The 26,341-nt window shown below is 39.0% G+C and carries 27 protein-coding genes, 1 pseudogene and 2 riboswitches; of the genes and pseudogenes, 5 read left to right on the top strand and 23 right to left on the bottom strand.

Going from position 1 to position 26,341, the window contains the following annotated elements; genetic code table 11:
• Positions 1 to 98 precede the first annotated feature (98 nt).
• The 3 genes from gcvPB to gcvT are packed head-to-tail and all read right to left on the bottom strand — an operon-like array spanning position 99 to position 4,027.
• Positions 99 to 1,559, bottom strand: coding sequence for an aminomethyl-transferring glycine dehydrogenase subunit GcvPB (gene gcvPB / locus HHO41_RS16095; RefSeq protein WP_169100496.1), 1,461 nt, complete (start codon positions 1,557 to 1,559; stop codon positions 99 to 101).
• The gene (gene gcvPA, locus HHO41_RS16100) at positions 1,552 to 2,898 is read right to left on the bottom strand and encodes an aminomethyl-transferring glycine dehydrogenase subunit GcvPA (protein ID WP_169100498.1); all 1,347 of its coding nucleotides are present in this window, start codon (positions 2,896 to 2,898) and stop codon (positions 1,552 to 1,554) included. The genes gcvPB and gcvPA overlap by 8 nt, the downstream gene beginning before the upstream one ends.
• Before the next feature lie 22 nt (positions 2,899 to 2,920).
• The gene (gcvT, locus tag HHO41_RS16105) at positions 2,921 to 4,027 is read right to left on the bottom strand and encodes a glycine cleavage system aminomethyltransferase GcvT (RefSeq protein WP_169100500.1); all 1,107 of its coding nucleotides are present in this window, start codon (positions 4,025 to 4,027) and stop codon (positions 2,921 to 2,923) included.
• Positions 4,028 to 4,138: 111 nt separating this feature from the next.
• Positions 4,139 to 4,223: riboswitch (glycine riboswitch) on the bottom strand.
• A gap of 3 nt (positions 4,224 to 4,226) precedes the next feature.
• A riboswitch (glycine riboswitch) is annotated at positions 4,227 to 4,317 on the bottom strand.
• A gap of 173 nt (positions 4,318 to 4,490) precedes the next feature.
• Between gcvT and HHO41_RS16110 the strand changes: the two genes are divergently transcribed.
• Both HHO41_RS16110 and HHO41_RS16115 read left to right on the top strand, forming a co-directional pair.
• On the top strand, positions 4,491 to 6,179 hold the full coding sequence (locus HHO41_RS16110; RefSeq protein WP_169100502.1) for a DEAD/DEAH box helicase: 1,689 nt from the start codon (positions 4,491 to 4,493) through the stop codon (positions 6,177 to 6,179).
• Positions 6,157 to 6,966, top strand: a complete 810-nt coding sequence (locus HHO41_RS16115; protein WP_169100504.1) for a YqhG family protein — start codon at positions 6,157 to 6,159, stop codon at positions 6,964 to 6,966. Before HHO41_RS16110 ends, HHO41_RS16115 begins: the two co-directional genes overlap by 23 nt.
• 61 nt (positions 6,967 to 7,027) lie before the next feature.
• On the opposite strand, the gene HHO41_RS16120 is transcribed toward HHO41_RS16115, so the two are convergent.
• From HHO41_RS16120 to comGA, 9 genes are read right to left on the bottom strand one after another with little or no spacing between them, the layout of a single operon-like run.
• The gene (locus HHO41_RS16120) at positions 7,028 to 7,207 is read right to left on the bottom strand and encodes a YqzE family protein (RefSeq protein WP_169100506.1); all 180 of its coding nucleotides are present in this window, start codon (positions 7,205 to 7,207) and stop codon (positions 7,028 to 7,030) included.
• Between the two features lie 53 nt (positions 7,208 to 7,260).
• Complete coding sequence (locus tag HHO41_RS16125) at positions 7,261 to 7,755, bottom strand: shikimate kinase (RefSeq protein WP_169100507.1); 495 nt, start codon at positions 7,753 to 7,755, stop codon at positions 7,261 to 7,263.
• 15 nt (positions 7,756 to 7,770) lie between these two features.
• Complete coding sequence (gene comGG, locus HHO41_RS16130) at positions 7,771 to 8,151, bottom strand: competence type IV pilus minor pilin ComGG (RefSeq protein WP_169100509.1); 381 nt, start codon at positions 8,149 to 8,151, stop codon at positions 7,771 to 7,773.
• Positions 8,151 to 8,621, bottom strand: coding sequence for a competence type IV pilus minor pilin ComGF (gene comGF, locus HHO41_RS16135; protein WP_248278502.1), 471 nt, complete (start codon positions 8,619 to 8,621; stop codon positions 8,151 to 8,153). Before comGF ends, comGG begins: the two co-directional genes overlap by 1 nt.
• Positions 8,572 to 8,853, bottom strand: a complete 282-nt coding sequence (locus HHO41_RS16140; RefSeq protein ID WP_169100511.1) for a hypothetical protein — start codon at positions 8,851 to 8,853, stop codon at positions 8,572 to 8,574. Before HHO41_RS16140 ends, comGF begins: the two co-directional genes overlap by 50 nt.
• A gap of 31 nt (positions 8,854 to 8,884) precedes the next feature.
• Positions 8,885 to 9,325 carry a competence type IV pilus minor pilin ComGD gene (gene comGD, locus HHO41_RS22665; protein WP_169100513.1) on the bottom strand — a complete coding sequence of 147 codons (441 nt, stop codon included), beginning with the start codon at positions 9,323 to 9,325 and terminating at the stop codon, positions 8,885 to 8,887.
• The gene (comGC, locus tag HHO41_RS16150) at positions 9,325 to 9,630 is read right to left on the bottom strand and encodes a competence type IV pilus major pilin ComGC (protein WP_169100515.1); all 306 of its coding nucleotides are present in this window, start codon (positions 9,628 to 9,630) and stop codon (positions 9,325 to 9,327) included. The genes comGD and comGC overlap by 1 nt, the downstream gene beginning before the upstream one ends.
• A 24-nt stretch (positions 9,631 to 9,654) precedes the next feature.
• Entirely contained in the window at positions 9,655 to 10,683 is a 1,029-nt protein-coding gene (gene comGB / locus HHO41_RS16155; RefSeq protein WP_169100517.1) for a competence type IV pilus assembly protein ComGB, read from the bottom strand.
• Entirely contained in the window at positions 10,676 to 11,746 is a 1,071-nt protein-coding gene (gene comGA, locus HHO41_RS16160) for a competence type IV pilus ATPase ComGA (RefSeq protein ID WP_169100519.1), read from the bottom strand. The genes comGB and comGA overlap by 8 nt, the downstream gene beginning before the upstream one ends.
• A gap of 414 nt (positions 11,747 to 12,160) precedes the next feature.
• Between comGA and HHO41_RS16165 the strand changes: the two genes are divergently transcribed.
• Positions 12,161 to 12,862 (top strand): helix-turn-helix transcriptional regulator, encoded by a 702-nt coding sequence (locus HHO41_RS16165; RefSeq protein WP_169100521.1) that lies wholly within the window; start codon positions 12,161 to 12,163, stop codon positions 12,860 to 12,862.
• Between the two features lie 226 nt (positions 12,863 to 13,088).
• A complete protein-coding gene (locus tag HHO41_RS16170; RefSeq protein WP_169100523.1) occupies positions 13,089 to 13,331 on the top strand; it encodes a DUF2626 domain-containing protein in 243 nt (80 codons plus the stop codon).
• A gap of 40 nt (positions 13,332 to 13,371) precedes the next feature.
• Here the strand turns inward: HHO41_RS16170 and HHO41_RS16175 are convergent, their stop codons facing one another.
• Positions 13,372 to 14,472, bottom strand: a complete 1,101-nt coding sequence (locus tag HHO41_RS16175) for a class I SAM-dependent methyltransferase (RefSeq protein ID WP_211171193.1) — start codon at positions 14,470 to 14,472, stop codon at positions 13,372 to 13,374.
• Positions 14,473 to 14,628: 156 nt separating this feature from the next.
• A complete protein-coding gene (locus HHO41_RS16180; RefSeq protein WP_169100525.1) occupies positions 14,629 to 15,261 on the bottom strand; it encodes an MBL fold metallo-hydrolase in 633 nt (210 codons plus the stop codon).
• A gap of 272 nt (positions 15,262 to 15,533) precedes the next feature.
• Here HHO41_RS16180 and HHO41_RS16185 point away from each other — a divergent pair, with 272 nt between their 5' ends.
• Positions 15,534 to 15,710 (top strand): DUF2759 domain-containing protein, encoded by a 177-nt coding sequence (locus tag HHO41_RS16185; protein WP_169100527.1) that lies wholly within the window; start codon positions 15,534 to 15,536, stop codon positions 15,708 to 15,710.
• An 80-nt stretch (positions 15,711 to 15,790) separates the two neighbouring features.
• Here HHO41_RS16185 and HHO41_RS16190 read toward each other — a convergent pair whose 3' ends face one another.
• The 9 genes and pseudogenes from HHO41_RS16190 to HHO41_RS16230 form a co-directional block, all read right to left on the bottom strand.
• On the bottom strand, positions 15,791 to 16,936 hold the full coding sequence (locus HHO41_RS16190; protein ID WP_169100529.1) for a YqgU-like beta propeller domain-containing protein: 1,146 nt from the start codon (positions 16,934 to 16,936) through the stop codon (positions 15,791 to 15,793).
• Between the two features lie 193 nt (positions 16,937 to 17,129).
• Positions 17,130 to 18,014 (bottom strand): annotated as a pseudogene (locus HHO41_RS16195) (M14 family metallopeptidase); the annotation flags it as partial.
• 53 nt (positions 18,015 to 18,067) lie between these two features.
• Positions 18,068 to 19,921, bottom strand: a complete 1,854-nt coding sequence (locus HHO41_RS16200) for an LTA synthase family protein (RefSeq protein ID WP_169100531.1) — start codon at positions 19,919 to 19,921, stop codon at positions 18,068 to 18,070.
• A gap of 155 nt (positions 19,922 to 20,076) precedes the next feature.
• Positions 20,077 to 21,048, bottom strand: coding sequence for an ROK family glucokinase (locus tag HHO41_RS16205; RefSeq protein ID WP_169100533.1), 972 nt, complete (start codon positions 21,046 to 21,048; stop codon positions 20,077 to 20,079).
• A gap of 5 nt (positions 21,049 to 21,053) precedes the next feature.
• Positions 21,054 to 21,266 carry a YqgQ family protein gene (locus tag HHO41_RS16210; RefSeq protein WP_169100535.1) on the bottom strand — a complete coding sequence of 71 codons (213 nt, stop codon included), beginning with the start codon at positions 21,264 to 21,266 and terminating at the stop codon, positions 21,054 to 21,056.
• A gap of 113 nt (positions 21,267 to 21,379) precedes the next feature.
• The gene (locus tag HHO41_RS16215) at positions 21,380 to 22,828 is read right to left on the bottom strand and encodes a spore germination protein (protein ID WP_481747101.1); all 1,449 of its coding nucleotides are present in this window, start codon (positions 22,826 to 22,828) and stop codon (positions 21,380 to 21,382) included.
• Positions 22,829 to 23,225: 397 nt separating this feature from the next.
• Positions 23,226 to 24,770, bottom strand: coding sequence for a rhomboid family intramembrane serine protease (locus HHO41_RS16220; protein WP_169100538.1), 1,545 nt, complete (start codon positions 24,768 to 24,770; stop codon positions 23,226 to 23,228).
• Between the two features lie 297 nt (positions 24,771 to 25,067).
• A complete protein-coding gene (locus HHO41_RS16225) occupies positions 25,068 to 25,259 on the bottom strand; it encodes a hypothetical protein (RefSeq protein ID WP_169100540.1) in 192 nt (63 codons plus the stop codon).
• Between the two features lie 100 nt (positions 25,260 to 25,359).
• Positions 25,360 to 26,316, bottom strand: coding sequence for an L-lactate dehydrogenase (locus tag HHO41_RS16230; protein ID WP_169100542.1), 957 nt, complete (start codon positions 26,314 to 26,316; stop codon positions 25,360 to 25,362).
• Positions 26,317 to 26,341: the final 25 nt, after the last annotated feature.

The following is a 26,341-nucleotide window of genomic DNA, read 5'->3' on the forward strand; positions in this document are numbered from 1 at the left end:
AATGTAAACTGCTTTTTATACTAGGTGATCATAATGAATATAAAATGATAAAAGCCAGTCGCAAACTAAATCTGCAACTGGCTTTTCATTATGTTTATTTAAGATTCTTGATATCGTAGCACAGGTTTGCGTGCAGCCAACGCTTCATCCAAACGACCCACAACAGTATGGTGAGGAGCCTCCTGAACCATTTCTGGCTGTTCCTCGACCTCCTTGGCAATTTGAATCATCACCTCAATAAAGGCATCCAGTGTTTCTTTAGACTCTGTTTCCGTTGGTTCTATCATCATACCTTCCTCAACATTTAATGGAAAGTAAATCGTAGGTGGATGATAGCCAAAATCTAATAGACGCTTAGCAATATCCAAGGTTCGCACACCCAACTTTTTCTGCCTTCTTCCACTTAAGACAAATTCGTGCTTACAATGCCTATCAAACGGTAAATCATAATGCTCCTTTAGCCTGCGCATCATATAATTAGCATTCAGCACTGCATATTCTGTCACAGCCTTCAAGCCTTCTGCTCCCATCGAACGTATATAAGTATAGGCACGTACATTAATGCCAAAGTTGCCATAGAAAGGCTTAACACGTCCAATTGACTGCGGTCTCTCGTAATCCAATACAAACTCTTCGTCTTTTTTCACAATAACCGGCTTTGGTAAAAACGGTATCAGTTCTTTTTTTACACCAACAGGACCAGATCCCGGACCACCACCACCATGGGGGCCAGTAAATGTTTTATGGAGGTTCAAATGAACCACATCAAAGCCCATATCTCCCGGCCGCGCTTTCGCAAGGACCGCATTTAAATTTGCACCATCATAATATAATTTTCCACCAGCACCATGGACAATTTCGGCCATCTCAACGATATTTTCCTCAAAAAGACCGAGCGTATTCGGATTAGTTAACATCAGCGCTGCAGTATCATTACCGACTACCCGCTTCAAATCCTCTAAATCAACCAGTCCATTTTCACCAGATTTAACAGTGATTGTTTCAAAACCAGCGACCGTGGCTGAAGCAGGGTTCGTACCATGTGCAGAATCTGGGACAATGACCTTTGTCCGAGACAAGTCTCCATTTGCTTCATGAAAAGCGCGAATTAACATCAACCCAGTCCATTCACCATGGGCACCGGCAGCAGGTTGCAAAGTGACTTCCTCCATTCCGGTAATTTCCTTTAAATGCTGCTGCAAGTCATACATAAGCTCAAGTGCTCCTTGCACAGAGCTTTCATCCTGGAACGGATGCAGGTGGGCAAAGCCATTAAAACGAGCAACTGCTTCATTTACTTTCGGATTATACTTCATTGTACAAGAACCTAATGGATAAAAGCCTGAATCCAAACCATGGTTACGCTTTGAAAGGGCTGTAAAATGCCGCATGATATCAAGCTCAGAAACTTCAGGAAGTGCCGCAGCTTCTTTACGTAAATATTCCTGTGGGACTAACTCCTCCACATTTACTTCGGGGATATCCAGTTCCGGTAAACTATATCCGATTCTTCCTGGTGTACTACTTTCAAAAATCAGCGCTTGATCGTGATTAAGCATGGTAATCCCCCATTTCCTTAACAAACTCATCAATTTCTGCTTTTGTTCGTATTTCTGTGACGGCAATTAGCATGTGTTCTGCAAGTTCTGTAAAATCACGACCGAGATTATAGCCACCAATAATCCCTTTTTTTAACAAATATTGATTAACTTCTTTTACTGGTCTGTTCAACTTAATAACAAACTCATTAAAACTTGGCCCATCAAACACAATTTCAAAGCCCGCGCTTTGGAATGTCTGTTTGGCATAATGGGCTTTTTGCATATTAATAAGCGCCATCTCCTTAACCCCTTGCTTCCCTAGTGCAGTCATGGCAACTGAAGCAGCCAAGGCATTCAATGCCTGATTAGAGCAAATATTAGAGGTCGCTTTGTCGCGTCGAATATGCTGCTCGCGCGCTTGTAAGGTCAACACAAATCCCCGCCGACCTTTTTCGTCAACTGTTTGCCCGACCAACCGGCCCGGAACCTTGCGCATGAGCTTACTTGTGACGGCAAAATATCCACAATGCGGACCACCAAATCCGGTTGGAATACCAAATGGCTGAACATCCCCAACAACTATATCTGCACCGAATTTTCCCGGAGGTGTTAATGCCCCTAAAGCAAGCGGGTTGCAAGAAACCACAAACATCGCTTTTTTAGCATGAACGATTGGCTCAATTTCCTTTAGTGGTTCAATCCTTCCAAAGAAATTTGGGTATTGGACAATCACTGCTGCAATTTCATCATTTAAAAGTTCGTTTAGTTTAGTTAAATCTATTACACCATCAACATATGGAATTTCTACTACTTCAATATGTTGCCCATGTGCATAAGTCCGTAAGACCTCCTTTGCTTCTGGATGAAGCGCATTTGATACGAGGACTTTTTTACGCCGGGTTTGACCAGCAGCCAGCATCGCTGACTCTGCCAAAGCTGTTCCCCCGTCGTACATAGAGGAATTCGCAACATCCATTCCTGTTAATTCACATACCATCGTTTGAAATTCAAAGATGGCTTGTAGCTCACCTTGTGATATTTCAGGCTGATAAGGTGTATAGGCAGTATAAAATTCAGAACGTGAAATCACGTGATCGACAATCGTCGGTATGTAGTGATCATACACACCTGCCCCGAGGAATGAAGTATGGCTCTTTAAATCAGCATTTTTAGCGGCTAATCGAGTCATTTCTTTAAGTAATGCGGATTCTGATAATTGTGGTTTTAGCTGATAATCTCCCTTAAAGCGAACCTTTTCTGGTATATCATTGAATAATTCATCAATCGAATTTACACCAATGGTAGCAAGCATTTCCTTTTGATCTTGATCAGTCATAGGTAGGTAACGGTGCTTCATCATTCATCCTCCTTATAAATCGTTACTTCGATGCGCTTTTATAGAAAGGTGTTGCCACTATTTTTGCTTTTAAGCGTTTTCCGCGAATTTCAATATCAACTTCTTCGTCTATTGTGGTATGTTCGACATTTAGTAACGCTAAACCGATGTTTCTTTTTAAAGAAGGAGATTGAGTTCCTGTCGTAATAAAGCCAATATTCTCGGAATCCTTATAAACTGGGTAGCCGTGTCTTGGTATGCCGCGGTCAATCATTTCTACACCAACAAGCTTCCGTTCTAAACCTTCTTCACGTTGACGCTTTAAAACTGCTTTACCAATAAAATCAGCCTCTTTATTAACTTTCACAGCAAAACCGATACCAGCCTCTAACGGGGAAATATCCGGTGACAATTCCTGTCCGTATAAAGCAAGCACGGCTTCAAATCTTAACGTATCTCTTGCCCCCAAACCGCATGGGATGACTCCCTCGTCTGTACCAGCTACCAACAAATCATTCCAGAGCTTGACGGCACAGTTTGCATCACAATATACTTCAAATCCGTTTTCTCCGGTATAACCGGTTCTTGACACGATCGCCTTTATCCCATTTACCTCAACATCTTTTTGAAAGCGAAACGGGGCAATTTCAGCTAAGTTTATGTTAGGACAGAGCTTTTGCAACACCAGTTCACTTGCAGGACCCTGCAGAGCTAGCTGGGCTGTCTGCTGTGATAAATTGACTAATTGAACGTCACCTTCCAAATGTTCGTTTAACCATTGGAAGTCCTTTTCAATATTTGAGGCGTTTACCACCAGCAAATAATGCTCCTCCGCTAACATATAAATCAACAAATCATCCACTGTACCACCATTTTCATAACACATGGCCGTATATTGTGCACCGCTGATCGTTAGCTTTGACACATCATTTGTCATTATTTTTTGTAAAAAAGAAAGACTTTCTGGTCCTGTTACTTCTATTTCGCCCATATGTGATACATCAAATAAACCAGCTTTTGTTCTGACGGCATGATGTTCTTCTTTTATGCTGGAAAATTGAACAGGAAGCTCCCATCCACCAAAATCTATCGTCTTTGCGCCATATTGCTTATAAACTTCAAATAAAGGTGTTCGTTTTAAATGTGTCATCTTGTTCCTCCTCGATAAAGAGTTCTCAGCAACCTGATTATTTTGTGTAAACACTGGGTTTTTCATGAAAAACAAAAAGGACAGAGGCCTCCCGTTGTTCCAACGGTTGGTCTCTGTCCTGGCACCTGAAAGTTTACCTAAAAAAACCGGCTTTCCCCTTTGGTGGCTTCAACATGATGCGAAGCACTCTCCAGAGCTGCGTCCCATATGAGTTCTTTTGCCTGAGAGATTCGCTATTTTTTAGCTTGCTCCTTCGGCGCTACACTAGTAGTCTCTCCCCATATCATCATCCGCACCAATATTTTTTTGGGATTTGGGTAGGATAATACCCAAATACATCATGAAAAACCAATTTCTAGATTAATTAATATGTAAAAATTTTAAACTTTATTAATATTTTTATCCTATCATTTCAAGGCTTAGTTGAGCAATACATAGATGAAAAATAAAGGAGCTGTAAACAATGTCGGTGCAAATCATATTTGATTCCTCCTGGAAGGATGAATTTTTGCAAAGGATGGAAAATGATGGTCCATGGGCAAATTGGGAGCTATATAAATTAGCAGTTGAAGTAGAAGCACACACCATCATTCCTGAATTCGAAGGCCTGCAGGCTCCAAAGCATCTATCAGAATTAACGCCGCTCCCGCATCAACTTGAAGTTGCCAAGCAGGTAGTCGAAAACATGAACGGTAAAGCCATCTTAGCTGATGAAGTTGGACTTGGAAAAACGATTGAAGCAGGTTTAATTTTAAAAGAATATATGATTCGCGGGTTAGTCAAAAAAGTATTAATTCTAGTTCCAGCTTCATTGGTGACACAATGGGTTCAGGAACTTAACTCAAAGTTCTTTATTCCAGCCGTTTCCCAACGAAAAAGCTACGTTTGGGAACAATACGATGTGATTGTCTCTTCGATTGATACGGCCAAACGAAGTCCACATCGTGAAATTATTTTTAATCAAAATTATGACTTAATTATTATTGATGAGGCTCACAAGCTGAAAAATAATAAAACTAAAAACTATGAATTCGTGCAAAACTTAAAAAAGAAATTTTGTCTGCTCCTCACAGCAACCCCGATTCAAAATCGGATTGAAGAAATCTTTAATTTAGTATCGCTATTAAAACCAGGTCATTTAGGCAATGAAGCTAACTTTTATGAAAAATATAAACGGGATAGTCGTTCGCTAAATGATGATCAGCATTTAAAGGAACTGGTCAATAAAGTCATGATTCGCAACCGTCGTGCTGACACAGGAATTGAGTGGACGAAACGGCATGTTGAAACGATGGTGATTGATTTTACAAAAGAGGAACGTGACTTATACGAATCCATCCTCTCGTTACGCTCTGAAGGAAACTGGCTGTCCTCTAGTCAATTTTCCTTAATGACTTTACAGCGTGAGGCCTGCAGTAGTCGGGAGGCAGTCTATCTGACCTTGAAAAACATGTTAGCCAAACAGGAAGATCCTACGCCTAATTTTACGGAAATCATCCACAGTTTGATTGAAAAGGTGAATGCTGTTCAAACGAATTCTAAAGCCAATAAAGCCCTTGAACTAATACAATCAATCAACGACAAGGTGATTATTTTCACCGAATATCGCGCCACCCAATTGTACCTGCAATGGTTTCTACGGCAGCATAGTATTACATCTGTTCCATTTCGCGGTGGCTTCAAACGTGGCAAAAAAGATTGGATGCGTGAATTGTTTCAGAAAAATGCTCAAGTGCTAATCGCAACAGAAGCAGGTGGTGAAGGAATTAATCTGCAATTTTGCAATCATATCATTAACTTTGATCTCCCATGGAATCCAATGCGGCTAGAGCAAAGAATTGGACGGATCCATCGCCTTGGTCAAGAAAAAGATGTGATGATTTATAATTTTGCAACGAGTGACACCGTCGAGGAGCATATTTTGAAACTCCTTTATGAAAAAATTCATCTGTTCGAAAAGGTGATTGGTGAGTTGGATGATATTTTAACAAAATTGGAGTTTGGCAACTTCGATGAACATATGGTTGATATATTTGGAAATTCAGCTTCAGAAGGCGAAATGCGAATAAAAATGGAGAATCTTACCTCAATGATCCAATTTGCACAACAAATGAAAGCGGGTGAAGCTCATGCAGCAGCAGGAAATTCATAATTTTTTGGAGCAATATTTTCATTCGAATCATTGTGAAATCTTGGAAAATAACCAGGGCTATATGGTCGTTCAACTGACAAAAGAGCTAGACAAGGAATTAATGAATCGGCCGTTTTATTGGCATTATCTTGAGAAAACCGGTGGTACACCTAATCCAATGAAACTAACCTTGATAACTAACAATCAGGATGCGCCACAAGATTTGAAAGGAGAAACAATCCATTTTGGCTCACCTCGTCTCCATCAAATCTTTAAATCGACAAAAAGTCTTGCAGGATACATTCGATTATATGAAAAACATTCACATGTAATCGGGAAGAATACACCCTTATACCCTTGGCTTGGTTTAAATTTGAAAATCTCTTATCAATGTGACCGAAAGCGCGATATCTTCCAATCAATCGGTCTCAATCTAATCAACGGTATGATGGTGACCGAGTTCCACGATTTGCTATTAAGTCTTTCATTGACACCAAAAATTCCAGACTATTCTTTCACGCTTTCACCATTAGTGATGCCGAAAAGTGGTTTAATCCGCATCGAACAGTATATAAAAAAGATGATTGAGTCCGATAATCACAATTGGGCTGACGAAGCAAGAAAAAGATGGAAGCAGGATTTGGATTTACTCGAACATTTTTATGAGGATGTTGAAAATAAAGAAGCGTTTGAAACAGAAAAACAAGCTCTACAGGAACAATACGAGCCAAAGATTACGATTTCGATTGTGAATGGTGGTTTTTTTTATTTAACTGATGCAGCCATTCACAACAAAATCACGCACTAAAACAAGCTACCTCGAGTCTAATAAAGAAAGGAGACCAGCAACAAGCGAGTCTCCAAAAAAGCTAATGCTTCCGTTTGAACATTGTATATAAGGCGTACGGAATCACCCCAAACCAATGATATAAAAACGGTTCCTTTGTAACCTTGCGATCGATCTTATGCTTTTTTCGAACATCTCTCGGCTGGTCGATATATTTCACAAAGGTTTGGGTAATATATTTAACATAATCATTTGTTTTCATTGGACATTCCTCCGTTATCTACTTCCGATAACAGTATGTCCAATTTTTATTGGTTAGAAACGAGCAATAATTTCTTTGACAATGGTTGGAATATCTTTCCCAGTCGTATCAATTTTCATATGACAGCAATCAAGATAAAGTGGTAGACGCTGGTTATAAAGCTCAAATAGCGCAGTTTCCTTATCCTTCTTTAGCAAAGGGCGCGACTGATCATTTTGTAACCTTTCAAGAATTTCTGCAGGATTGGCATCTAAAAATACCACAAAGCCATGCTCCTTCATCCATTGCCGATTGGCCTCATTCATGACAATTCCGCCTCCAGTCGTGATGATTGCATTCTCAAGAGGTAGTGTTTTTATGAATGTTGATTCTAAGTCACGAAAATATGCTTCACCATTCTCGGCAAATATGTCATTAATACTCTTCCCTTCTTGAGATACGATTTCCGCATCCATATCGATAACGGAAACACCAAGCGCTGTGGCCAAATCTTTGCCCACCGTTGTTTTCCCTGCTCCCATTAATCCAATTAAATATATAGCTTGCACTTTTCTATCCCCTGTTCAATTCTTTTCCACCCATTTTATCATCTTTTTTACACTTTTGTTATAGTAAGCAAATCCAATTAGCGTCTCACCTGAATTCAACTTGAGGTTAAAGGTGATTTTCAAAGTGCTTCCCAAATCCTCTATTGCGTAATTCATCCTACCGTCCTGCAACAAAAACTCTCCACTGGATAGCATTTGCTCACCATTTTGCAAACTCGATTCTACCTTCCTTACACAGTATAGAAAATAATATTCTGTCTTTAAAATGGTTTCAGTTTCTTTAAGGATTTTTTTCTCATTTATATACTGTTCGGTATAGATGATCAGAAAAGTGGATGTTAATAACAGCATAGATAGAGTTAATGGGTAAGTGAAGCCTTGCTCGTTTAATCTCACTACGATACCACATCCTTCAATAACAAGCGTATTTCCTCTCGGTATTCATAGCCATTTACATCTGTCACCGTCACTAAAATCCCATTCAACAGCCTTTCAAACTGAAAAAACTGGACCTGCTGCAAAATAATTTCATGTCCCTTATTATCAACTCGCCGCCTGAGATTTGTACCGTAACGTTCATAAATAATCATCTCACCATCTTTTTCGAGCTGCAATCTTTGTGGAGTTATCGTAACCCACTGACTCATTCTGATTTCCTTTTTGATTTGACTGATAAAAATTTCCCATTCGAGCCGCTGCAATTTCTGTTCAATCGGCTTCTCTCGGTTAATTGTTGAAAGCATCATCGGAACGAAGCTTATGATTACGGTAAAAACCGAAAAGGCCACGAGCATTTCGACAAGTGTAAAACCATGATTATTCCTTAGAGCGGCATTTTTGATAAACGTTTTTATTTTCATCTTCATGCCTTACACACACCTCGGTTTTTGACGTTCCCTCACTCCAGCTTACCTCATATGCCGTTCCATTCAATTGAACCGTCCGTGTACCTGTAGTTACACTCTCATCAATCCCCCGCTCCAATTCATCATATAAGAGGTGAAGTGCTGTCTTGTCTTGCTGTAGCCTTGAAGATTGATCCCAAACAAGCAAGACTTGAGGAAGCAATGCACATGTTATGATGAGCCATGTGGACATGGACAACAGTAATTCCGCTAAAAAATAACCATCATTCCTTCACAACATAAAATCGCCCTCTTCCAATTAAAAACACCATCCGATACGTTTCCCCGTCAATTCTGATAAAAAGTGCCCCAAATTGATTGAGATTTCCATTAGCTGTGATTTCAAAATATAGCGGCATCGTTCCAGGAGTAACCTTAACCTCCTTCGAGTATTGCTTCTCGAGAATAATCGCCCCATTATAATTTTCTCGAAAGTAATAATAATTTTTTTCCGACATGATATTGACCCTTACTACGGTCTGATGAGAAATGGCATACTGTTGGGCAAAAAACAAGTCCGATTTAATCTGTGAAAAGAACAATTGCTTTTCAGGCCAAGAAGCATGTGGGTTCAAGAAAAAGAGGGGAAATGAAGAAATCAATAAGAATACCGAGAAAACGAGTAATGTTTCTGTAAGTGTAAAACCCTTTTCATTCAATTTCATTACAATTCAGGCGTTGTAGTGACTTTGCCATTTGCCCCAATTGTAATGGTCACACCTGAACATGGAGATTCTCCTTTCACATATCCATCGGTAATTAAAACCTCAAGACTATCTGGATAAGTATTTTTTTCCATTTTGTAAGACTGCACTTGTGCTTCGACCATTTTTACATATGCCTTGCAACCCTTATCATTGATATTTGCACTTTGATCAGCAATATTGGGGATGGTAATGATTAACAACACTGAAATAATAAGCAAAACTATCATCATTTCGATTAGTGTAAAACCTTTTTGATTTTTCATAAGTTATTCCTCCAACACAATAGATTAAATGCCTTTAAGCATATGAAACATCGGGAGCATGATGGCTAAATACAAAGAAACCACTATCAATCCAATTCCCAAATACAAGCATGGTTGAATAATTTTCAGTGCCTTTTCCGTTTTCTCTTCTAAAATCTTAATGCAATGTTTGCTGTAAAAGGCCAATTCATCGGGTAATTTCCCGCTCTCCAAACCATGCTTCACAATATGTGCAAGCTCACGTTCAAACACTTGAACCTTTTCAAGAATCACCTCTAGCCGTTCTCCTCTCGATAAATCCCGTCGCACATCTTTGCAAATCGTTCCATAAAAGGGCTGCTGCTCGAAATCTTCAAACAACACCAATGCTTCCAAAACCGATAAACCGCCTGATAATAAATAGCTCATTTGCACAGCAAAATATTGGGTATACCAAATTTTGAAAAACCTCCCGATAAACGGTAGTTTCACTAATTTAGATCTTCTTTCAAACACCGAAAGCCTGCGAAAGTGAAAATAATAATAGGCAAAGCTAAGTAAGAGAAGGAAAAATACGCCTATCGAAAAGGTAGGTAAAAGATTGCTTATTTGGAAGATAATTTTCGAAAAGATATTGGGCGGAAGATTCATCGATGCAAAAATAGAAGAAAAACGAGGCATTAAGACCCTTTCCACAAAAAAGAACAATAACCCCGTAATGAAGAAAAGCACTGCTGGGTAATTTAACATTTTCAAGATTCGTTTTATATCTTGATTTCGTTTAAGCATGAAGTCACTACCATCAAGTATGGCTCTAGCTAAATCTCCATGCTGCTCAGCAAAATAAACATACCCTACTAAAGAGTGATTAAAGCTTAATTTCGTTAAGATTTGATAAAGCGGAAATCCCTCCTTTAACTCCATAATGCAGGACTCTATCGCCGCTTGATGTTGATTAGGAAAATAATACGTTAAGCTTTCAATTGCTTCACTAAGCGTAAAGCCACGGGAAAGCAGTTCACCAGTTCGTTGCAAAAACAAGGCCTGTTGTTCCGTAGTCCATTTCTTATTCATCCTGATACACCCAGCGTTCGAATTCCGATTGTTTAATAAAACCTAAAGCAATTCCTTTAATCATATAATCCTTCAACGTTCGATAAGGATATGGAGCTAATGGCTTCCTACCGCTTACTTCCTGTAGGACGGCATGTAATGCTCTTCCACTTAACAGCTCCATGATATTAGCCCTTTTAAAGCGTCCGTACGAAAAGCAATGCGGTGAACATTCATCAATACAAAACGGACAGGTCAATTCCACCAACCGTTGGGCCGTTACCGCAACGAGAGTTTGTTCGATTTCCTGCCAATTCACCCCAAATTCCTGTAAGCGGAAAATTGCACCCTTGGCATTGCGAGTGTGGAGTGTACTTAATACTAAATGTCCTGTTAACGCTGCTCTAACAGCAATTTGTGCCGTTTCTTTATCTCTTATTTCCCCAACCATGATAATATCTGGATCATGTCTAAGTATCGCTTTCAGTCCAGTTGTGTAAGACACACCTGCCTTTTCATTTACTTGAACTTGTAAGACTTGATCATAATCTTTTTCAATGGGATCTTCCAATGTAATGACATTTCGATGGAAAATATGGGAGGTTTGATTCAGAAGTGAATAAAGCATGGTAGTTTTACCTGATCCAGTTGGCCCGGTGAATATGATAAGTCCATGAGAAAGCTTAAGGAGATCGATTACTTTTCTTGTCATTGTGGGAAATAACGAAAGTTGGTGTAGTGGAAATTGCTGCCCTTGTGGTAAAAGCCGGATGACGAGACTTTCTGAGTTGCTTGCAGGTAATGTCGATAGTCTCAGACCAATGATTTGCCCGTTGACCTCATAGGAAAAGGCACCGCTTTGAGGTCGTCTTCGCTCCCCAATATCCATTGATGCTGTAAATTTAAAATGAGAAATGAGTCGATCACAATCTTGACGTGGGATCGTGAACGTCGGAATCAATTTATTTCCGATTCTTAGTTGGATGAGTGTATCAGTTTTTCGTGGGAGGAAGTGGATATCAGTTGCATTGCTTCGTACTGCATTAGTTATGACTCTTTCGGCTAATTGCTCGATCGAGTTCAAATTGCTATCACCACCTTTTTCTTGATGACAGTAAATTTCGCTAATGCTTGGGCAAATCCTTTATAAAATGACAAATAATATTGAACAATTCGTGAACTATATAAAAATAAAGCTTGTTTTACACCTTATATATCTCTGGTAAGTACTGTGTATAGACACCCTATTTTCCAAATCTGCCATATTTCTACATTTATTTCCTAAGAAATTCAATTATAACAGTTTTTGCATTTTTCGATAAAAAACCTTTCATTACAAGCTTCTCCTTTTATATAACAGCTTTCTCCTGTTCAATATTTCGACATTTTATTGTGAACTTTTTATAAACATATAGTGTTAACCTTGGAAACCTCATTCCCAACTTCCAATGGCTGTATTATAATAAAATAAACTTATGTAGTTCTGAGGTGAACATTGATGGAGCAAACATTAAAAATTACTAATGTTTTATCAGATCCAACACGCTATTATATCTATCAATACATTACTAAACGTCATCAAGAAGTTACAGTTCAAGAAATTGCGGACAACTTCAACATCCATCCAAACGTAGCAAGACTTCACTTATCGAAGCTTGAAGATGTAAATATGCTTGTATCTGAAACTAAGAAAACAGGAAAAGGGGGACGACCAAGTAGACTATATCGTCTAAGTGATGATGTTATTCAACTTAACTTCCCATATCGCGACTACCAGCTATTAGCTAATATTGCGATACAAACGATGATGAGTTTAGGTGAGGCAGGAAAAGAAGCACTTTATCTTACAGGAAAACGATTTGGTGCAGAATTGATTGAACAAGAAGTAGCTTCACAGCACCAGGTTAGCGATGAGCTTACTTTTGATCAAAAGTTGAATATTATTAAAAGTGCTGCCACTTTAGCAGGATTTTATCCTGATTTTGAAGCAAATGAAGATCATACAAAAATTTACTTTGAAATCTTTAATTGTCCTTTTAAAGAAGTAGCGATTGATCATAGAGAAGCCGTATGCAGTATGCACTTTCAATTCTTAAAGGGCATGTTTGAATCGCTTTTCACATCCATCGAATTGATTGAAAAAGAAAATTTAATTACCGGCTGCCACTCTTGTAGCTATCAGGCATTAGTAACCATTTAGTCTTATACCCATAGTTTAAATATGGAGAAAAATTAGAGTTTGTCGTAGTGCCTAAACTGTCAGAAGATACAAAAAAATAGCATTTATACCATGAGACCCCATCTTTTTCGGAGACGAAGTAAAGATGGGGTTTCTAACTTTAAAAATCTAAATTTTATTTGATTTTTTCGACATTTGATTTATAATAATGTAATGATGGACAATAGGGGTAAAAGGGGGGATACCGATGGATCGCATGTATAGAGTATTAGGTTTTTGGACTGGTATTTTTGCAGTTATGTTTTATTTAGGTGATATGTTTACAACGTCCTTAATTTTCTTCGGTCAGACTGGATTTTTCATTTTGTTAAGTTACTTAAAATTGTCCGAACGTATGTACATTTACGTCTTCGGTGCATATTTAACGGTTTTCTTTGTAGGATTTACATACTGGTCAACCTTTATGATGGTACCGGGCGTAACTCACTAAGATTGAGTACGCAAAAAAGCGATGGGCTTCCATCGCTTTTTTATTTTTGCTTCGCTTCCACCCACGCATTTTCAAAGGCCAATAATCCCTTATGTTGTAAGACAACACGGAAGGACGGACTAGGTCCTGTCGGCATAATCAAGCTGCGGATAGCCCGATTGCGCTTACTTTGTTCCGAAAACGGATTGGGATCGAAGTGATCCTGCAGCTCCTTCAAAATCCCGATTGCCAGGAAAAATTCATCTTGACGTAATTTTTCAATGAACGTAAAGCCTGCTTTCTCCCCATAGTCAATGAACGCATCGAAATGAACATGACTGGTAATATCCATTAACCCAGGATTCTGCAACACATTTGCAATCATCTGATGTTGATAATACCCTCTTAAACTCCCATTTTTATGTGTAGGTTCCAACCATTCTTCCTTTGTATACCCATAATCAACCATCAGAGCAATACCCTTTGTTAATACCCCTGAAAGCGATGAAATGAGCTCACACATTGCTACAGGTATTTCAATCCGCTGTCCCTCTGTTAGGTCGAGCTCTTGCTCTTTCATAAAAGCTAAAATGTATTCATTGTTTAGCGGAACATTTACCTCAACAAGCTTATCACCATCGATTGACACCATGACTTCAAACAGCGCGCCTGCCTGTTTTTCAATCACATGTACAGGTAAGGCGTCTACCAATTCATTTGAAAATAGCAGTCCCTCAAAGGGCTCTAATTCATCGAGACTACTTATCTGTTTTATTTGCTCATTAAATTGGATCTTGTCACGTTGAATTTTACGATGATAGGGACTTGTCTCAACAATTGTATATTTTAGTGGAACTGAACAATCCCGCTGCCACTCATTGATAAAGCTTTGCGCAAATCTTCCAGTACCAGCACCTATTTCACAAATCTCCGGCTTTATCCCAAACTGTAATGCAATCTCCCTATACCATTTGGCGACCATACTTCCATAAAGATCCGAAACATTACTGGTGGTATAAAAATCACCGTCACGGCCAATTTTCTGACCTTCCTTCATGTAATAGCCATGTTCAGGATGATAAAGTACCAATTCCATAAATTCTGCATAAGAAATCATTCTATTAGGTAATGCTAGTAATTTTTGCTTAAGTAATTCTTTCAAACTATCACTTCTCTCAAAATTTATCAAGTTAACACCGTTGACATAGTGTTAACTTTGTATTATCGTTAATAGTAGCTTAACTTTATCCCCTCCCATATTAATAGAACATCCCCCCAGAAAAACCCTTCTCTATGAGAAGGGTTTTTTTTACCTTTACTAGAAACCGTTCAAAAACGGATTACTATCCATTTCTTTTCCAATTGTGGTATTCGGTCCATGTCCCGATAATACAATCGTTTCCTCAGGCAATCCTAATAATTTATCATGAATACTATTGATGAGTTCCTGATAATTTCCACCCGATAAATCGGTTCGACCGATGCTTCCATTAAATAAAGCATCCCCTGCCAACACCAATTTATCCTGTTCAAAATAGACTGAAATACTACCTGGTGAATGTCCAGGTGTTTCATATACACGGAAGCTAAAATCTCCAATTGTATGAATTTTCTCTTCTGTTAGGAAAACATCAGCTGGCTTGATCCTTACTAAATGACCCACACTGAAAAACTGTGATCCATTTAAAGCCGGATCTAAAAGCCATTTTGCTTCCTTCTCATGAACATAAACTGGAATTTGATAATGATCTCTTATCACATCGACAGCACCAATATGATCAAAATGAGCATGGGTTAACAATATCCCTTGCGGCTTAACATGCAATGATTCGATAATACCAATTAATTTATCGCCTTCTTCACCGGGATCGATAACCAAACAATTATCATTATTCAATAATAAGTAACAATTAGTTTGTAATGGTCCAAGTGGAATCTGCTTCCATTCCATTTAAACACCTCCAAATCATCAAGCAATTATGTTTATTCTACAATATTTATTTGTTATAGTAAAAGAAACCTACTCTTAATTTCACTGGTAGGAAAAATAAGTAATGTGACAATTATCGCAAACAAAATTTTTTGACCTCGACAAACAGAAAAAAAAACTATAAAATATAAACGAATGTGAATATTTAGGATATTACATACGAAGAGGGACATCTGAAGAATGCTATGTATAGTATCATTCTTCACCAACAAACGAAAAAGGGGGCTATGTTCATGGGATTGGTCATAATTTTTGCATTAGTTAGCTTGCTTGCTGCTTATGGATCATTCACGGCATTAAAAAACAAAAATATTCTTGGCTTAATTTTCGGAGCTGGAAGTTTTGTCGTATTCGGTTGGTTCGCAGTGATGACGATTTTAAACTCTGGTTTCCCGACTGGAACTCATTAATTCAAACGTTTGGATTTTTATACTTATTCAAACAAAAAAAACGGACTGATTACTTCAGTCCGTTTTTTTTGTAGCATTCTTTATTTATCAACTACTAATGATACAAGTTCCTTTGTATCAAGGATAATTATATTTTCAAGCTGATGACCATATAAACAGAATTCACCAGCAGGAGAAACGCTAATTGGTTTGTTTTCTAAGCCATCAAGGAGTAGTTCCTCCCCGTTATTACGATCAAGCTGATAACGCACCAATTGAAAGCCCTCCCTATACGTATCTGCAGCACCACTAGACTTCGGCCTCAATGTATAAAACTCGTTTCGAGCTTGGTTAAATGTGTGTTCAGGGACAAGCCAATCGGAAAATCTCGTTAGGTGCGGAATTGAAAAGGATGCAATTGGCTTACTGTCTTCAGATAAAAACGTGTACACTGATTGGTCAGGAGTCTTTTCATCAACCTCAATCGTTAACAGGCAATTTCGGTAGGCATAGATTTGAAATACATTTTCCAAATCAAGAGTTTCTTCCTTTGCACCATTAATCTTTTGTTTTACAAGTGGGGCAAAAAAGCTCGGATTATTCAAATCCCAATTAAGATAAATTACTTCATTCTTTGCATTCCAATTGACAAATGGCTGGTTGATAAATTTCATTTCCGTCAATTTTTTCGTTTCAATATTCAATAAAGAGACGTTATATTCCCATTGCTCGTTAAAAGCTGTGACAAGCAAAAGATTTTCATCATAGGGGTTCCAAACAAAATTTAATTCAGTTGACGTGATTGACTTTTCAACAAGCTTAGTTCCCGTTTGATCAATCACCGTTATGCTTCCCTCGGTAAGACCTGAGGATGCATGAAGCAAAATTTTATCCCGCGCAGGGCTAATGAAAGCAGATATAATGGGGAGCTTACTTTCGAAAATTTTCTCCTGTTTTCCCGACAGTAAATGATATGTATATACATTTGAGTTCTGATTTGTATTTGTGATATAAACGATCGTTTCATCATTCAGCCAACCGACTACTTTACTAAACTCCCCTTCGGCAATTTGAAGGGGTGCTTGAATTGACGCCTTAGTATAAGTGGTCTCACGACGAGCTGATTTTTTAGCTTTGTCACTACTTGCTGATTTTTCATTATTACAAGCAGCTAAGAGTGAAATGGATAAAAAAATCAGAAATATTCCAACAAAATATGGTAAACTTTTTCTACATCTGCAATCCATTTCCACACCCGCCTTTTTTTTCCTACATATATCAGTACGAAATACGCCAAAAAAAGTTTCACAAAACCTTTAATAATGGCGATAAAAAAGCCGCATCAAATCGGCTTTTTTATCATTTCAATTTAATCACAGTGATATTAATAATAATGAAAACGCGAATAGAAGACAAGATGTTTTCACAAAATTCTATTTTTTATTTGTAAAAGGCCGCAAGAATAAGCGGGAGGACCTGTTTATATATTTGCGGAAATTGTGACAGCGGGAGTGGATTAATTCCCTTTCCCAGTTCAATTGTAAATCCTGGCTTACGGAATTCTTGAATAAACCAATCTTTGAAACCGGCGTGAGAATCGACGTATTGAACTGCATTATAGCCACTGACTCTTTCAAATTCTTTCGCAATCTCGCTAGATTCGGGAGACTCAAATCCTTCATATCCCCAATAGAACTCACTGCCTTGGGTATGGAGCGCAATTAAGCGATCAAACTTCTCCTCAACGCAAAGCTTCGCCATCGCCACAGCCTCAGGTTCCGTAAGCGGAGCATCGCCAGGATAATCGCGTGAAGCTGGACCCTTAGGCTCTTTACGCTCCTTTTCAATTTCCCATTTTGCTGGAAATTGATTATTTAAATCAACTCCACGAATATTAGCCTTCCAAGCCGTAAACTCAATACGTCCATTATTAATTTTAACCAATTCCTCCGCTAAATCTGGAGGTGGACCATTAATGACGAGGTTTACTCCATCTGGATTGACCATCGGAACAATTGAAAGCTCAACGCGCTGATAAAACGGCAGCATAAACAGGCCATTAATAGTTTGCCAATTCGTTAAAGCTATTAGATAATCATTAACAAACTTCATGATCACCGATGTGGTAATCCATTCATTTGCATGAAAGGATGCATTAATGTGAACTTTTTTCGCGCCACCCATACCAATTTTAATTTCTGGAATAGGTGTTCCAAGGACTGATTTTCCAATGTGTTTCACTCTGATAAATGGGTACAGCTCCTTTAAAATGGCCAAATCTTGGAACAACACACGAGAGTCATACTTTTTTTGGCAATCCACAAGATTCCTCCTTCCCACAATACACTTTATGAAAAGGAATGAGAAAAATACCGCTACTACTGTTCGCTCCGACTAAAGCGTAGCAAATCACCATTAATAATTTTATCTGAAAAATCAAGCTCTGTTTTTGCTGCTTCGATAAATGGTTCACAGCTAGTTTTATCGCTAGCCTCACCAGTATTCTTGCGATAGCAAGTATCCTTTGTAAAGACATAATCCTTTGTAATAAAACAACCATCCCTTAACACGGTAAACTCATCTCGATTTTTCGCAAACAAGTCATCCCCAAATTGAATGGTTCCCTTTGTCGAAATTCCCAACAAGTGAAGAAGCGTTGGCTTCACATCAATTTGACCTGATACAGTTGAGATCGTTTGACCCGTTTGACCTGGGATATGAATAATAAACGGCACCCTTTGCAGCTGTGTACTTTCAAATGGTGTAATTTCTTTTCCTAGAAACTCACTCATCGCTTTGTGATGATTCTCAGAAATTCCATAATGGTCTCCATAAAGAATGATGATGCTGTTCTCGTATAAACCTTCATCCTTTAATTTCTTTATAAAGTGCTTCAATGCTTCATCAGTATATCGGACCGTTACAAAATAGTTGTTAACCGTGTCATCATCTGAAGTAAATGGTTCAATATACCGATCTTCATCCGCAATTTCAAACGGAAAATGATTGGTTAACGTGATAAATTTTGCATAAAACGGCTGTGGCATTTCCTGTAAGTGCTGGATCGATTGTTCGAAGAATTCACGATCCTTCAGTCCCCAGCCAATCGAATTTGTTTCGTTTATATCAAAGTCTTCCATTGCATAAAAGCGGTCATACCCCAAAGACTTGTACATGATATCGCGATTCCAAAACGTTTTATTATTGGCATGGAGAGAAGCCGTAAAATAACCATTTTCCGATAAAATTTCAGGTGTCGCATTGTATTCATTGGCAGCGTGAGTGAAAAAGACCGCCCCTCTGCTAAGCGGATACAGTGAATTTTCAACAATAAACTCCGAGTCCGATGTTTTTCCCTGACCAGTTTGATGATAAAATTGATCAAAGTAATAGCTTTCCTTAATAAATTCATTTAGAAAAGGTGTAATTTCTTGACCATTGACCGTTTTGTTGATGACAAAATTTTGCATTGACTCCATCGAAACTAAGATTACATTCTTTCCTTTAGCTGCTCCGTATAATTCCGGATTAATCCCCTTATAATTGGCATTGATGAAATTTTCAATTTCTACTAATTCACTGCCATCGGCCAACGTCCGTTGGGCGGAAGATTTAGATTGTAAAAACACATCATAAAGCTGGTAGTTATACGCACCGATGTTTTTGATGAGCATTTCCCGATCGAAAGTTCTTGTTAATAATTGCGGTCGCTGTGTCTCCGCTAACCCCAGATGAAAAAAGCCGATTGCAAGGGCGATGAGTAAATAAATCCGACGTTCCTGTTTGGTAAAATGGATAAACCGAAAGCGCTTTGGATTGTATTTTGTAAGTGCAAGTAAAATAAAAAAGTCAGTAAAGAAAAACAAATCAGTGATTTTTAGGAGCTCATCAAAACTGCTGCCGAGATCGGTTAAATTGCTTGTTTGGAACAGTACCGGAATCGTTAAAAAGTCATTAAAAAACCGATAAAACAGTACGTTCCCTAATAACAAAGCCGACAATAAAAAATGGGCCATCAGAATGTAGCGAACTCGTTTCGTTTCCTTTAAGAACAAACTAATGCCAAAAATAAATAATAGAAAACTAAGTGGATTAATCAACAATATGATTTCTTGAATGATATTATCTATTTTTATATCAAAACAAGTTTTATAGACGATGTAAGTTTTTATCCATAGCAATAGAGCCGCAATATAAATCATCGGCTGTTTTGCCTGTATTTTGTTTAGCATAGGTGCACCTCCTAATCATTAAGCTTGTACTATGTATATTAACTCTATCATATACGTATTTCTATATAAAAAGACGAAAAAGCAACCGAAAAAGTTTCAATATTTTGGATGATTTGACTATAAAAAAAAACCCGCCTACAAGACGAGTTTTTTTGCTATTTTTTATTCAATACAAGCCATGCAGCTCCAATGACTCCTGCGTCATTACCAAGTGTCGCCAAAACAATTTGGGTTGATTTTGCCACTCGCGGGAATGCATAACGCCCAAAATACTCCCTAACAGGTGTCAACAGAACGTCACCAGCCTTGGAAACACCACCGCCGACGACGATTTTCTCCGGATTCAATGTATTGGCTACATTTGATAAAGCGAGCCCTAAATAGCGCGCTACTTCATCAACAACTTTCACTGCAGTTGAGTCTCCATTTCTTGCTGCATCAAACACGTCCTTTGCCGTGACAATCCCTGTTTTCCGATAGAGCTTTATGAGTTCCTCTTCCTTAACACCCGCTTGAAGCAAATAGTACTTGGCAATCTTCACAATTCCAGTTGCCGATGCGACCGTTTCGAGACAGCCTGTTTTGCCACAGTTACATGGTGCTCCACCTTCTATGATCACGGTTGTATGACCAATTTCACCTGCAGCACCATGGATACCTTGGACAATTTCGCCATTGACAATGACGCCCCCGCCAACACCGGTTCCTAGCGTGACACACACAACATCCTTCGCACCATTACCGGCACCTTTCCACATTTCACCCAATGCGGCACAGTTGGCATCATTATCTATGATCGTCCGAAGTGAAGTATCTTTTTCCATGATTTCTTGCAGTGGATAGGCGTTTTTCCAACCTAAATTCACCGCTTCGTAAATCATTCCTGTTTCAAGATCAATTGGGCCAGGTGCCCCCATCCCAATCCCGAGTAGATCCGCTTTTGTTTTCCCTAGTTCAAACAGCTTTTGCTCAAGTGCTCTGGCAATATTTTTCGTAATATTTCTGCCTTCGTTTTTCACTTCAGTGGGAATTTCCCATTTTTCGATGATTTCCCCTGCTTGCGTGACAAAAGCCAGCTTTGTTGTGGTACCACCCAGGTCAACGCCAAAGATCCATTTTTCGGTCAAGTCCCTCACCTGTTTCTTTCTTTTTGTTCTCTTTCAAATTGAATTTCATGACGTAAAACCTGGAGTGCGACTTGAAGTTCATTTTTATCAATTAATTTTGAAAAATAAAGCTCTTTAATTTCTTCCTCCATGAGTTCAAGCGTCGCCAATCGGTCTCCAACATAAATAACCGTACCAAAGCGTTTTAAAAATTGTTGAATATCATAAATTGTTTTCATTGCTCTACCCCACATTCCTCATTCAACTCAAATTATAAAGCAAACGAGAAAAGGGCTCAAGCGATATAACGTGCATCGTGCTAACATAATCAAAGGACCTAAACCTTTGATTCTTAACGGTCTGGGTCCTTTGGATGCAAAAAGCGTGGTCTTCTATTTTTTAACGGGATTGGAGCACGGAATAATACGTCACGGAATGCCCGATAATTAAAAGGGATAAATGGCCATAGGTAAGGGACTCCGAACGAATTCATTCTTGCCAGCATGATAATGAATAAGACAATGCCTATCATGATTCCGTAAGCATGGAACATTCCTGTTAAAATCAGTAGCACAATTCGTATCACACGGTTTGCGAGTGACATTTCGTAGCTTGGTGTAGCAAATGTCCCGATACCGGCAACCGCCAAATACAAAATGACTTCGTTTGTAAATAATCCTACCTCAACAGCAACCTGTCCAATCATCAATGCCGCCACAAGTCCAAGTGCCGTTGCCAATGATGAAGGCGTATGAATCGCCGCCATCCGCAAAATATCCATCCCAATTTCCGCTAATAAAAATTGCAGCAAAAGGGGAACTTTACCCGGCTCATTTGGTCCGATAAACGCCATACTCTTTGGAACCAATTCAGGATCAATCGCAAATAAATACCAGATTGGTAATAAAAATATCGATGCCCAAACTGCAAAATGGCGAACAAGGCGTAAATACGCACCAATGACAGGTTTATTTCGGTACTCCTCCGCATGCTGTAAATGATGCCAGAACGTGGTTGGAGTGATCATTACACTCGGTGAACCGTCCACCATAACAAGTACATGTCCCTCATACAGATGAGTTGCTGCCGTATCTGGGCGCTCTGTGTACCGTACAACCGGATAGGGATTGAAATGTCGCCCCGAAATAAATTCCTCTACCGTCTTCTCAGCCATCGGCAGACCATCGGTATCAATTTTTGATATAGAGTCCTTCACCTGCTTGACGATTTCCGGGTCGGCAATGTCATCGATGTAACAAATGACAATATCGGTTTTCGAACGTCTCCCCACTTGTAAATATTCCATTCGCAGTGTTCGGTCGCGAACTCTTCGTCTTGTCAGAGCTGTGTTAAACACGATTGTTTCAACAAAGCCGTCACGCGAGCCACGCACGACTCTCTCAATGTCCGGCTCTTGTGGACCACGAACGGGATAGGTCCGAGCATCAATCAAAATGATTTGGTCAATTCCATCTATAACCAATGCCGTCGGTCCAGCTAATACGGTATCAACAACCTTATCCAAATCATCCTCTGTAGCTATTTCAACATAAGGAAGATTGGTTTTCATCAATTTCTCGAGCGCATTAGGCTCAAGCTCTTCTTTTTCAAGCTTTGCTAAAAACTTCATTAAAAGGTGGAGGAGATCATCTTTTACGAGACCATCTATTAAAAAAAGCGTCATATTACGCCCAGCGTATTCGAGATCCAGCTGAATCACATCAAAGCTTTTACCTACTCCGAGTTCTGTTTTTAAAAAGGATATATTTTCATCAAAATTCTTTTTCACAGGATTTTTCATTGGTTTATCTGTCATCCCTGCCAATCCCCCTAGCCCTTGTCAGTACATGTTTTTTACATATTACATATCCATCATCGACAACAACAAGGAAAAACATACCAGTTTTATTTCCTAGAAAATACGAATGCTTACTGAAAAATAGTCTGTGTTTTAGCTTAGTGTTGATTTTACGCAAGTTGATTGGAGCGGAAGGCACGAAGACTCCTGCGGGAGTAGCTGGTATGGGAGACCCCACAGGCGCGAATGCGCCGAGGAGGCTCCCAACTAGCCCCTAAGGTGCGCGAAGTGCCTGCAGCGGAAATCAACATTCATGTTTAACGCAGACTAAAAAAGATGAAGCCAACATAATTCTTGTCGGCTTCATCCAATTCAAATAGAATCCTATATTCATAAGCAATTATTGCGTCAAATATCCATCGATTTCTTTCAGTAAATTCTTATATTCTTTTTTGTCTGGTTCAATTTTCGATGCGGCTTTAGCATTTTCCTTCGCTTTGGTTAACTCATGATTATTTATATTTAAAAGAGCCAAATTGTAAAATGCTTCATGGAAAGTCGGGTCGATATCAGTGACCTTTAATAAATGCTGTTCAGCTTCATCTGTCATTCCCTTCTGAATTTCCACGTATGACAATAAAAACAGTAAATCAGCTTTTTCATCTCCACTTGCTTTAACATCCTTTAACACGGTATAGGCCTGATCATAGTCCTCTTTTTCCACATACATCTGCGCTAATACAAAACTTGAATGAGCATCTAATACTCTTGTTGATTCACCATAACCATACTGCAGTCCAAAGAAAATCAAGGCTGCACTAATAATTGTAAAGAGTCCTTGCAGTAATGGCTTCCGTGCTTTTGGAAAGTGAGTGATTCCAGCTGCGATAAATCCACCGACGAGACCACCAATATGCCCCGCATTATCGATACCCTGAACTGTAAAACCGAATACCAAATTCAATCCAATCACAAACAGGATATTCATCCCCATGGTTCGGAAAAATAATTTCGGGTACATCACACCAAAATATAAAAGCGCTCCAAAACAGCCAAATATTGCACCACTTGCTCCAGCTGACATATTGGGACTTGTCACAAAACTAGCAAGTGTTCCAAAGAAACCAGCCAAAAGGTATATGAACATAAATCGGACATTACCAAAAATTCGTTCCACGAGTGGACCCATATAAAATAATGCCAACGAATTCATAAAAAGATGCAAAAAACCAATATGCAGAAAAATCGGTGTGAAAAAGCGCCACCATTCTCCTTCTAACATTAGCGGATTAAACTTAGCGCCAAACTTGATGAGTGTCGCTGAATTGGTACTGCTCCCCATGAATTCCATCAGGATAAAAACGGCAATTTGCAACAGTAAAAATACATATGTAAAACGCGGTTTACCATTGTGAAAAATGGCTTTTTCCTGTTTTGCTTTTTTTACTAAAAATTCAAGTGTTGCTTGCTTCAAAGTCAAGATTTCTTGTGAATCATAATCCTTCTCCATCGTAATCGGTATTGGTTGCGTGAAAAAATCTGAAAGTTGAGCAATTGTATCCTCAAGCTTGCTTGACTGCACTAACACCGTTTGGACGTTGGTCTTCTTGCTACCGGGTACTTGGTAAGCTTTTTCAATCCGAAACTGATAATCGTCGACAGGAGGATTAGGGGTTAGATAGACATTGACCATCTGTAATTCCCCTCTCAAATACCGCTTTCTATATCTTTCAGCGATACTTGCAATGGCTTCAATATCTCGTTGCATCCAATTGCTCCAATCGACGTTATGGCGCAGTAAACGAATGATTTGTGCCCCTTTAATCGATGTATTTTCAAGCCAGAGTTCCCAATCGTTTCCTTTCATTTGCAGTAAACGATAGTTATGCTCCGTTACGAAGTAATTCGCCAACCTCCAAAATAAATAATCTTCATTGGAATTCACCGTTTCCCCTACTTTCTCTATACAACGGAAAATCAAGTTGTTTTGTTAAGGTCAATCATACTTCCATATTATAAACTATATTCATTTGGAAACCTAAGGATTAACAACTAAGAAAAGCGTAAGGCGCCCGGTTATCGGCGACAAGCACAAGTCGAGCCGGCCGGAAGGTTGCCTTTTACCTTCTGGACGGATTGGCTTGTGACCTCGAGCCGATGGCGCCTGGAGCTAGACACTAAACTTTGTTCAATACTTATACTTTCTTTACACGTAAAAAAGACCCGAAAACAATCGAGTCTTTTACCTTGCAGCTGGGCGAGAAAACATAGTTTGCATCATTTTATCTCGAACCCCAGGCATACTGAGAATCGAGCCGACAAAGAGGCGGCGGGTGAATCCACTGCCAAGCAACAAATTAAGAATTCGATAGCGATTCTTGATCGCTAAAAAACCAGCCAAGCCAATCATAAAAATGGACGTTAATGTTTTCATGTTAATCATCCCTCCTGTGCTTATTTTGGGTTAAACAATGAAAAAATATCCTAAAACAAGAAAGACCACCGATTTCGGCAGCCTTTGGTATTAAATAAATTTAGTTTTGGAAACTCGAGATTGAACTGATAATATTTTTTAATACACTGGCAGAATGGTTAAACTTCTCCTGCTCCGTTTGATCTAAACTAATTTCGACCACTTCACGAATTCCGTTTCGATTAACAACTGCAGGCACTCCGATAAACACATCATTCTGTCCATAATGGTTATCTAAATAAGTTGAAACAGTTAAGACCGAATTTTCATTTTGTAAAATGGCCTTTGTGACTCTGACAAGCCCCATTGCAATCCCGTAAAAAGTAGCCCCTTTACGTTGAATGATTTGGTAAGCAGCATCTCTGACATTAATAAACAGCTCATCTAAATCTTCTTGCTTGAAGTCAGCTTTGCCCTTTGCCCAATCTGAAATAGGCCGTCCAGCAATATCAGCATGACTCCAAACAGGTAACTCCGTATCCCCATGCTCACCTATAATATAGGCATGAACATTGCGCGGATCAACTTTAAAATAATCCCCAAGTAAATAACGGAATCGCGCCGTATCAAGGATCGTTCCTGAGCCAATTATCCGCTCTTTCGGTAATCCTGAGAATTTCCATGTTGCATACGTTAAAATATCAACAGGGTTTGTTGCGACAAGAAAAATGCCATCAAAACCGCTAGCCATAACCTCGCCAACAATTCCTTTAAAGATTGCTGAATTCTTTTCAACAAGATCGAGTCGTGTTTCACCAGGTTTTTGGTTAGCTCCTGCACAAATAACTACAAGATCAGCATCTTTACAATCTGAATAGTCACCAAACCATATTTTTGTTGCTGAAGGTGCAAATGGAAGTCCATGGTTTAAATCCATTGCGTCTCCTTCAGATTTTTCCTTATTTAAGTCTATCATTACAAATTCCTCGGCAACACCCTGATTTAGCATGGCAAAAGCATAACTTGAGCCAACAAAGCCCGTCCCAATTAAAGCTACTCGATTTACATGATGTCTCATCTCATGAACCTCCCAAATAGGATTA

Origin of the sequence: Bacillus sp. DNRA2, from assembly GCF_012843265.1 — a bacterium.
Taxonomy (GTDB): domain Bacteria; phylum Bacillota; class Bacilli; order Bacillales; family Cytobacillaceae; genus Bacillus_BU.

What these genes read in the sequence shown, in the direction of transcription:
- gcvPB (WP_169100496.1), bottom strand. Translation starts at nt 1,559, where the DNA reads ATGCTTAATCACGATCAAGCGCTGATTTTTGAAAGTAGTACACCAGGA.
- gcvPA (WP_169100498.1), bottom strand. Translation starts at nt 2,898, where the DNA reads ATGAAGCACCGTTACCTACCTATGACTGATCAAGATCAAAAGGAAATG.
- gcvT (WP_169100500.1), bottom strand. Translation starts at nt 4,027, where the DNA reads ATGACACATTTAAAACGAACACCTTTATTTGAAGTTTATAAGCAATAT.
- HHO41_RS16110 (WP_169100502.1), top strand. Translation starts at nt 4,491, where the DNA reads ATGTCGGTGCAAATCATATTTGATTCCTCCTGGAAGGATGAATTTTTG.
- HHO41_RS16115 (WP_169100504.1), top strand. Translation starts at nt 6,157, where the DNA reads ATGCAGCAGCAGGAAATTCATAATTTTTTGGAGCAATATTTTCATTCG.
- HHO41_RS16120 (WP_169100506.1), bottom strand. Translation starts at nt 7,207, where the DNA reads ATGAAAACAAATGATTATGTTAAATATATTACCCAAACCTTTGTGAAA.
- comGF (WP_248278502.1), bottom strand. Translation starts at nt 8,621, where the DNA reads ATGAAGATGAAAATAAAAACGTTTATCAAAAATGCCGCTCTAAGGAAT.
- HHO41_RS16140 (WP_169100511.1), bottom strand. Translation starts at nt 8,853, where the DNA reads ATGTCCACATGGCTCATCATAACATGTGCATTGCTTCCTCAAGTCTTG.
- comGD (WP_169100513.1), bottom strand. Translation starts at nt 9,325, where the DNA reads ATGAAATTGAATGAAAAGGGTTTTACACTTACAGAAACATTACTCGTT.
- comGC (WP_169100515.1), bottom strand. Translation starts at nt 9,630, where the DNA reads ATGAAAAATCAAAAAGGTTTTACACTAATCGAAATGATGATAGTTTTG.
- comGB (WP_169100517.1), bottom strand. Translation starts at nt 10,683, where the DNA reads ATGAATAAGAAATGGACTACGGAACAACAGGCCTTGTTTTTGCAACGA.
- HHO41_RS16165 (WP_169100521.1), top strand. Translation starts at nt 12,161, where the DNA reads ATGGAGCAAACATTAAAAATTACTAATGTTTTATCAGATCCAACACGC.
- HHO41_RS16170 (WP_169100523.1), top strand. Translation starts at nt 13,089, where the DNA reads ATGGATCGCATGTATAGAGTATTAGGTTTTTGGACTGGTATTTTTGCA.
- HHO41_RS16180 (WP_169100525.1), bottom strand. Translation starts at nt 15,261, where the DNA reads ATGGAATGGAAGCAGATTCCACTTGGACCATTACAAACTAATTGTTAC.
- HHO41_RS16185 (WP_169100527.1), top strand. Translation starts at nt 15,534, where the DNA reads ATGGGATTGGTCATAATTTTTGCATTAGTTAGCTTGCTTGCTGCTTAT.
- HHO41_RS16190 (WP_169100529.1), bottom strand. Translation starts at nt 16,936, where the DNA reads ATGGATTGCAGATGTAGAAAAAGTTTACCATATTTTGTTGGAATATTT.
- HHO41_RS16200 (WP_169100531.1), bottom strand. Translation starts at nt 19,921, where the DNA reads ATGCTAAACAAAATACAGGCAAAACAGCCGATGATTTATATTGCGGCT.
- HHO41_RS16210 (WP_169100535.1), bottom strand. Translation starts at nt 21,266, where the DNA reads ATGAAAACAATTTATGATATTCAACAATTTTTAAAACGCTTTGGTACG.
- HHO41_RS16215 (WP_481747101.1), bottom strand. Translation starts at nt 22,828, where the DNA reads ATGAAAAATCCTGTGAAAAAGAATTTTGATGAAAATATATCCTTTTTA.
- HHO41_RS16225 (WP_169100540.1), bottom strand. Translation starts at nt 25,259, where the DNA reads ATGAAAACATTAACGTCCATTTTTATGATTGGCTTGGCTGGTTTTTTA.
- HHO41_RS16230 (WP_169100542.1), bottom strand. Translation starts at nt 26,316, where the DNA reads ATGAGACATCATGTAAATCGAGTAGCTTTAATTGGGACGGGCTTTGTT.